This window comes from Streptomyces sp. NPDC004629 (genome assembly GCF_042873595.1).
In the GTDB taxonomy this organism is placed as follows: Bacteria; Actinomycetota; Actinomycetes; order Streptomycetales; family Streptomycetaceae; genus Streptomyces.
In genome coordinates this window covers 1-6,659 of sequence record NZ_JBIALO010000073.1, presented here as the reverse complement: position 1 = coordinate 6,659, position 6,659 = coordinate 1, and the positions used below count along the sequence as shown (strand labels likewise).

Annotated in this window: 6 protein-coding genes and 1 pseudogene; 5 read left to right on the top strand and 2 right to left on the bottom strand. The window is 69.3% G+C overall.

Going from position 1 to position 6,659, the window contains the following annotated elements; genetic code table 11:
• Nucleotides 1-159, top strand: a pseudogene (locus tag ACFYTE_RS42075) (esterase); the annotation flags it as partial.
• 56 nt (nt 160-215) lie between these two features.
• Here ACFYTE_RS42075 and ACFYTE_RS42070 read toward each other — a convergent pair.
• Nucleotides 216-818 (bottom strand): CAP family protein, encoded by a 603-nt coding sequence (locus ACFYTE_RS42070; protein WP_388722568.1) that lies wholly within the window; start codon nt 816-818, stop codon nt 216-218.
• 166 nt (nt 819-984) lie between these two features.
• Nucleotides 985-2,028 (bottom strand): LacI family DNA-binding transcriptional regulator, encoded by a 1,044-nt coding sequence (locus ACFYTE_RS42065; protein WP_388722566.1) that lies wholly within the window; start codon nt 2,026-2,028, stop codon nt 985-987.
• A gap of 265 nt (nt 2,029-2,293) precedes the next feature.
• On the opposite strand from ACFYTE_RS42065, the gene ACFYTE_RS42060 reads away from it, so the two are divergent.
• From ACFYTE_RS42060 to ACFYTE_RS42045, 4 genes are read left to right on the top strand one after another with little or no spacing between them, the layout of a single operon-like run.
• Complete coding sequence (locus tag ACFYTE_RS42060) at nt 2,294-3,595, top strand: extracellular solute-binding protein (protein WP_388722564.1); 1,302 nt, start codon at nt 2,294-2,296, stop codon at nt 3,593-3,595.
• 11 nt (nt 3,596-3,606) lie between these two features.
• A complete protein-coding gene (locus ACFYTE_RS42055) occupies nt 3,607-4,629 on the top strand; it encodes a carbohydrate ABC transporter permease (RefSeq protein ID WP_388722562.1) in 1,023 nt (340 codons plus the stop codon).
• A 1-nt stretch (nt 4,630) separates the two neighbouring features.
• Nucleotides 4,631-5,464, top strand: a complete 834-nt coding sequence (locus ACFYTE_RS42050; RefSeq protein ID WP_388722560.1) for a carbohydrate ABC transporter permease — start codon at nt 4,631-4,633, stop codon at nt 5,462-5,464.
• A gap of 2 nt (nt 5,465-5,466) precedes the next feature.
• Complete coding sequence (locus ACFYTE_RS42045) at nt 5,467-6,546, top strand: glycosidase (RefSeq protein WP_388722558.1); 1,080 nt, start codon at nt 5,467-5,469, stop codon at nt 6,544-6,546.
• Nucleotides 6,547-6,659 lie beyond the last annotated feature (113 nt).

Genomic DNA, 6,659 nt, shown 5'->3' with positions numbered 1-6,659 from the left:
ATCTGGATCGACCCGGATACCGGCCGCTACGCCGTCCTGCTGACGAACCGTGTCCACCCGTCGAGGGCCGGTGACGGCATCACGGCCGTCCGCCGGGCCTTCCACGACGAGGCCGTGGCGGCGGCCCGCGCGGACCGGGCGGCGCGGCGGTCACCGTGACGCTCCGCTACATGGATGTCACTGGCCTTTGGCAGCGGATACGCATGGACGGTAGGTCAGGCGGGCCTGCCAACGTTCTTCGAGAAATAGCTCCCGTCCGAGGTCACGATGTTCCCCGCGGGCTGGTACATGCACACGATGTACGTCTCGTACCAGGCGGAGCCACGACCAGCCGCCCGTGCGCAACCCAGCGTGGTCGTGGACTTCCACACCACCTGAGTGAAGAATCCCGTGTCCTGCGAGAAGCCAGGGTGGTTGTAGTCGTACTTGACCCCCTGCGAGTACCACGTCTTTACGGCGTCAGAGCAGGACGTCACCTTGTCCGGAGAGGAGGAACCGGCCCAGAAGGTGTTCTCCCCGTACCCCGGACGAAGACCCGCGTGGCCGTGGCTCAGCCCCTCGTACTCGCTGAACAGGGTGACGCGCTGCTTGGCATAGTCGACGGTGGCCTGGTCGGTCTTCAGGGGAGGTGCGCCATGCCGGGCCCGGTAACCGTTGTGGGCCTTGAGACAGTCGCGCTGGAAGGCGTCATCCGTGCTCAGCGGCAGAGGAGGACGCGCCCATGCCGGTCCGCAGGTCCCGAGTGCCAGTGTCAGCACGAGCGCGATGAACCCGCTGAGTGTGGTTGCTGAGCGGGTTCTCGCGAACATTCGGGGCATGACCACTCCAGTGCGTTGCTTGCTGATTACGTGTTCACCAGGCAAACGCCGCAGCCCTCAGAAAGACACGAAGCGCCGCGCCCAGCGCAGCACCCGCGGAACGATCGGCCCGACTCTTACCGGCAAGCTGAGAGCGTGACCCCTCACCCCGCTTGCGGCCCCAGGCTCAAGTCCGTCGAGGCGCGGTGCTCGCCCGTACCACGAATTCCACCGGTGGGAGATCGGCCGCCTGGAACTCTCCTCGCTCGGTGAGCGAAACCAGTGCCTGCGCGGCGGCGCGCCCCCAGGCCAGCACATCCTGGCGCACCGTCGTCAGCGGCGGCGCGATGCAGTCGGCCAGCGGGATGTCGTCGAAGCCCACCACCGACAGGTCCTCGGGGACCCGCAGCCCGCGGCTGGTCGCGGCGGTGATCCCGGCGATGGCCATCAGGTCGTTGGCGTACACGATGGCGGTCGGCGGCCGGTCCAGGTCCAGCAGCTGGTGCGTGGCCTGGGCGCCGGCCGCACCGGTGAAGTCCGCCGCCACAGGAGGGATCTCGGGCAGGCCGGCATCCGCCAGCGCACTGCGCCAGGCGTCGTGCCGGGCCTGGGTATGCACATATCCTGCGGCGCCGCAGACGTGTCCGATCCACCGGTGGCCGAGCGAGCGCAAATGACCGACCGCACGGCGCACCCCGCTGCCGTCGTCGACCCCGAGGGCCGGCACCCGGCTGCCGGGCTGCGGCGGTCCGACGATCACTGCGCCGATGCCCAGCTCCGTCACGAGTGCGGGCCGCGGGTCGTCGGTGCGCAGATCGGTGAGGAACACGCCGTCGACCCGCCCGTCACGGGCCAGCCGCTCGTACGCCTGCCGTTCGGTCTCCTCGTCGGGGACGACCTGCAGCACGAGCGCGTAGCCGAGGGGGGCGAGGCCGGTCTCGATGCCGGCGACGAACTGCAGGAAGAACGGGTCGGTGCTCAGCAGTTCCGGCGGCCGGCGGATCACCAGGCCGAGGGTCTGGGACCGCTTGGTGGACAGCGCTCGGGCGCCGGCGTTGGGCTGCCAGCCCAGCTGGTCGATGGCGTCCAGGACCCGCTGGCGCGCCTGCGGGCTGACCCCGGGGCGGTCGTTGATGACGAAGGAGACCGTCGCCTTGGAGACCTGGGCCAGCGCGGCGACATCACCGATCGTCGGCCGGCTGCCCCTGCCCCGGCGGGCCGGCGGAGGCATCGCCTCGCGGGAACCGCCTGCCGACCCAGCCGCTTTGCCCTGGCCCCGCACCATACCGCCTCGCCTTCCCACCGGCCCGGGGTGACGGGAGTGCGCCACCCCGGTTACCGAAACATCTCGCATCCGTCCTTGACGCTCAGATATTAAACCGGTTTGATGACGCTCGTAACCCCGCGGTGATCATTCCGACGGGGGCGGGCCGGCGGCGACGCGAGGGGAGTCGCTTCGGGCCCTCAACCACCCGCATGGAAGGGAGTTGGGCGCCATGAGGCGTTTTCCGCGCGTTACGGTGCTGGCCACAGCCGCGGCGGTTGTCCTGCCATTGTCCGCCTGCGGTTCGGGCGACGACGCCGGCGGCGGCAAGCCGACCTCGGGACCGATCGACATCTGGTACTCGACGAATGAGCAGGAGCAGGCCTGGGCCAAGGCCACAGTGGCCGCCTGGAACGCCGAGCACCCCGAGGAGAAGGTCACCGCCAAGGCGGTGCCGTCGGGCAAGTCCACCGAAGACGTCCTCGGGGCCGCGATCACCGCGGGCAACACCCCGTGCCTCGTCTACAACACCGCTCCGGCGGCGGTCGCGGCATTCCAGAAGCAGGGCGGCCTGGTCAATCTCTCGGACACCTTCGGCGATGCCGAGTCCTTCATCAAGGAGCGCTCCGGCGCCGCCGCGGACGGCTTCCGTTCCCCGGACGGCAAGTTGTATCAAGTGCCGTGGAAAACCAACCCGTTCATGCTCTATTACAACAAGGACGTCTTCAAGAAGGCCGGCCTGGACGCCGAGAACCCGAAGCTCAGCACGTACGACGATGTGCTGGCCGCAGCCAAGAAGATCAAGAGCAGCAAGGCGGCGAATTTCGCCCTGTATCCGCCGGCGACCAGCGACTACACCAATGCGCTGTTCGACTTCTACCCGCTGTATCTGGCCAACTCCGGCGGCACACAGCTGGTGAAGGACAAGAAGGCCACCTTCACTTCTGAGGCCGGCCTGCAGACCCTCGGCTTCTGGCAGCAGATGTATGCAGGCGGCTACTCCTCCCCGGAGGCGTACAGCGGTGACATGTGGGCGGGCCCGTTCGCCGACGGGGTGGCCGCCATGGGCATCGCCGGGCCGTGGGGCAAGGGGCAGTTCGACGGCAAGGTGAAGTACGGCGTGGTGCCGCTGCCCACGGCCGCCGGAACACCGGCCGGCAAGACCTCGACGTTCGGGGACTCCAAGAATGTCGGCCTGTTCACCTCCTGCAAGAACAAGCTGACCGCCTGGAAGTTCACCAAGTTCTCGATGAGCACGAAGAACGACGTGGCACTGCTGGAGAAGACGGGGCAGTTCCCCACCCGCAGCGACGTGGCCGCTGTCGCAGGCGGCTATCTCAAGGCCAACCCCTTCTACCAGCCCTTCGCCGACGCGGTCCCGCGGGCGGTGGACGTGCCGAACATCGCCGGCTCGACCGAAGTGTGGAAGACGTTCCGCACGGCCTGGGAAGACGCGGTACTGCCCGGGAAGGGCGATGTGAAGTCGACCTTCGACAAGGCCGCGCAGCAGATCGACGACCAGGCCGCCGGCTGACGAGGCACACCATGAAATCACTTCGCGACAGCCGCGACGGCTCCCGGGCCGCGGGCGATCCGGCCCGCGGCCGGCACCCCCGGCAGTCGACCCGGTCCGCACCGCCGGCAGCCGCACACGATCCCCGTGTCCCGGGGCGGCGGCCCCGCGTCTCGCGGCTCGTCGAGCGATGGCTGGGCAACAGCCCGCTCGGGCTCGTCCTGACCGCGCCGTACACCGCCTACGTCCTGGTCGTGTTCATCATCCCGTTCGGGGTCGGCGTATGGATGGCCTTCCACGACTACTTCTTCACCGCGCCCGGCGTCTCCGTGGCGCACCCGTTCGTCGGCTTCGACAACTTCACCGAGGTCCTCGGCGAAGAGAACACCCGTCGCGCTTTCGGCAACCTCGGGTTGTTCATGGCGATCAACATTCCGCTGACCGTGGTGCTGGCGCTCGCGCTGGCATCGGCGCTGAATGCCGCGACCCACTGGCGGGGCTTCTTCAGGGTGGCGTACTACGTGCCGTACGTGACGGCCTCGGTCGCCACCCTCGCCGTTTGGCTGTTTCTGTTCAACGGCTCCGGCGCCGTCAACAACGTGCTCGGCTCCTGGGCCCCGGACCCGTCCTGGCTGGCGAACAAGCAGCTGGTGATGCCGCTCATCGCCGTCTACGTCACCTGGAAGCAGCTCGGTTTCTACATCCTGCTCTACCTCGCAGCGCTGCAGAACGTGCCCAAGGAACTGCACGAGGCGGCACTGACCGACGGCGCAGGGCGCTGGCAGGCGTTCCGGGCCGTCACCCTGCCGGCCGTCCGCCCCGTCACCTCGCTCGTCATCCTGCTGTCGATCATCACCGCCGGACAGATCTTCACCGAGCCGTTCCTGCTCACCGGCGGCGGCCCGAGCGGCGCCTCGCTCACCCCGGCGCTGCTGGTGTACCAGCGGGGCATCGAGCAGGGCGAGCCGGATGCCGCGGCCGCCATCGGGCTGATCCTCGTCACCGGCGTGCTCATCATCGCGACCGTGGCCCGGCGCGTCACGGAGAGGGACTGACATGGCCCGCACCTTGCGCATCCTGCGCTATACCGCACTGGGCCTCGGCGCCCTCGCCGCGCTGCTGCCGTTCTACTACATGCTCATCGGGGCGCTGCAGAAGAAGCGCGACACCAGCCTCGGCGGCCTGCTGCCCAAGCCCGGCAACCTCACCCTGGACAACCTCACCGGCATCGACGACTCGTTCAGCCTGCTCACCGCGCTGGCCAACTCCCTGATCATGACCGTCGGGGTGGTGGTCTGCACGCTGGTCTTCGGCCTGCTGGCCGGCTACGCCCTGGCGATCCTGCGCTTCCGCGGCCGCGGCCTGGTGTTCGCGCTCGTCCTGCTCGTCCAGGCGATCCCGTTCCAGTTGCTGATGATCCCGCTGTACGTGATGGTGGTGCGCTACTTCGGCCTCGCCGACAGCTACGCCGGGATGATCCTGCCCTTCGCCATCAACTCCGTCGCCGTGCTCATCTTCCGCCAGTACTTCCTGCAGATCCCACGCGAGATCTTCGACGCGGCGCGCATGGACGGAGCGAGCGAACTGCGCATCCTGCGCTCGGTGGCGGTGCCGCTGGTGCGCCCCGCGATCCTCACCGCCATGCTGGTGACCTTCATCGGCCCATGGAACGAATTCCTGTGGCCGTTCCTGGTGACCAAGGACCAGGACATGCAGCCCCTCGCGGTCAGCCTGGCGAACTTCTCCCAGGCCAACTCCACCTTCCAGGCCAACCCCATGGGCGCCGTGCTCGCCGGCGCCTGCGTACTGGCGGTGCCGGCCGTCGTCCTCTTCCTGCTGTTCCAGCGCCACTTCACCTCTGCCAACCTCGGATCCGCGATCAAAGGCTAGGTATGACCCAGCGCAACACCGAAACCGCGCTCCCGTATGCCCTGAACCGGGTCGGCGTGCTCATGAACGCCGACCCCACCGACCCCCTGGAGGCCGAGGGCGTCCTCAATCCGGCCACCGCCTGGGGGCCCGACGGCGAGCTGTACCTCTTCCCCCGCATGGTCGCGGCCGGCAACGTCTCCCGCATCGGCCGCGCCCGTGTCGTGATCAAAGACGGCGTACCGGTCGGCGTCGAGCGCCAGGGCGTGGTGCTGTCCCCGGACGAGGGCTTCGAGCGGGGTGCGCACAATTCCGGCGTGGAAGACCCCCGTATCACCTTCATCCCCGACCTCGGCGTGCACGTCATGACCTACGTCGCCTACGGTCCGCTCGGCCCGCGGCCCGCGCTGGCCGTCTCCACGGACACGGTCAGCTGGCGCCGTCTGGGCCCACTGCACTTCACGTACCAGTCGCACCTGTCCACCGACTTGAACTTCTTCCCCAATAAGGACCTCGTCTTCTTCCCCGAGGTCGTTCCCGGTCCCGACGGCCGCCCGAGCTTTGCGATGCTGCACCGGCCGATGTGGGACCTGGACTGGCTGCGCCCGGGCGAGGGCGCCCCGGCCCCGGCCGGCGTCGCCGACGGCCGTCCGTCGATCTGGATCGCGTACGTCGAGGCCGAGGCGGCCCGCCGCGATCTTTCGGCTCTGACCTCGCTTCGGCACTCCGCTCCGGTCGCCGGCCCGGAGATGCCGTTCGAGGTCGCGAAGATCGGCGCGGGCCCGCCGCCGCTGCGGGTGCCGGAGGGCTGGCTGCTCATCCACCACGGGGTGACCGGCCCGGTCGCGAAGGGCTTCGAGCTCAGCCACGGCGCCGTCTACCGGGCCGGGGGAATGCTGCTGGACCCAGCCGATCCGGCGCGGGTGCTGGCGCGCTCACCGGAGCCGTGGCTGTCTCCGGAGACCCGTGAGGAGACCATAGGAACCCTCGGCAACGTTGTCTTCCCGACTGCTGTCGAACGCATCGCGGGGACGGTCTATGTGTTCTACGGGATGGCGGACAGCGCGATCGGCGTGGCCGCTCTGGAGCGGACTGCGGACTGACGCTTCTGACTGAACCGGCGTGGGGGGGGGGGGGGGGGGGGCGCCCCCCCCCCCCCGCCGGGGGGGGGGGGGGGGGGGGCCCCGCGGGGGGGGGGGGGGCGGGCGCCCCCCGC

Bases quoted from the DNA above. Each gene is read 5' to 3' on its own strand.
- ACFYTE_RS42070 (WP_388722568.1), bottom strand. From the start codon at position 818: ATGCCCCGAATGTTCGCGAGAACCCGCTCAGCAACCACACTCAGCGGG.
- ACFYTE_RS42065 (WP_388722566.1), bottom strand. From the start codon at position 2,028: ATGCCTCCGCCGGCCCGCCGGGGCAGGGGCAGCCGGCCGACGATCGGT.
- ACFYTE_RS42060 (WP_388722564.1), top strand. From the start codon at position 2,294: ATGAGGCGTTTTCCGCGCGTTACGGTGCTGGCCACAGCCGCGGCGGTT.
- ACFYTE_RS42055 (WP_388722562.1), top strand. From the start codon at position 3,607: ATGAAATCACTTCGCGACAGCCGCGACGGCTCCCGGGCCGCGGGCGAT.
- ACFYTE_RS42050 (WP_388722560.1), top strand. From the start codon at position 4,631: ATGGCCCGCACCTTGCGCATCCTGCGCTATACCGCACTGGGCCTCGGC.
- ACFYTE_RS42045 (WP_388722558.1), top strand. From the start codon at position 5,467: ATGACCCAGCGCAACACCGAAACCGCGCTCCCGTATGCCCTGAACCGG.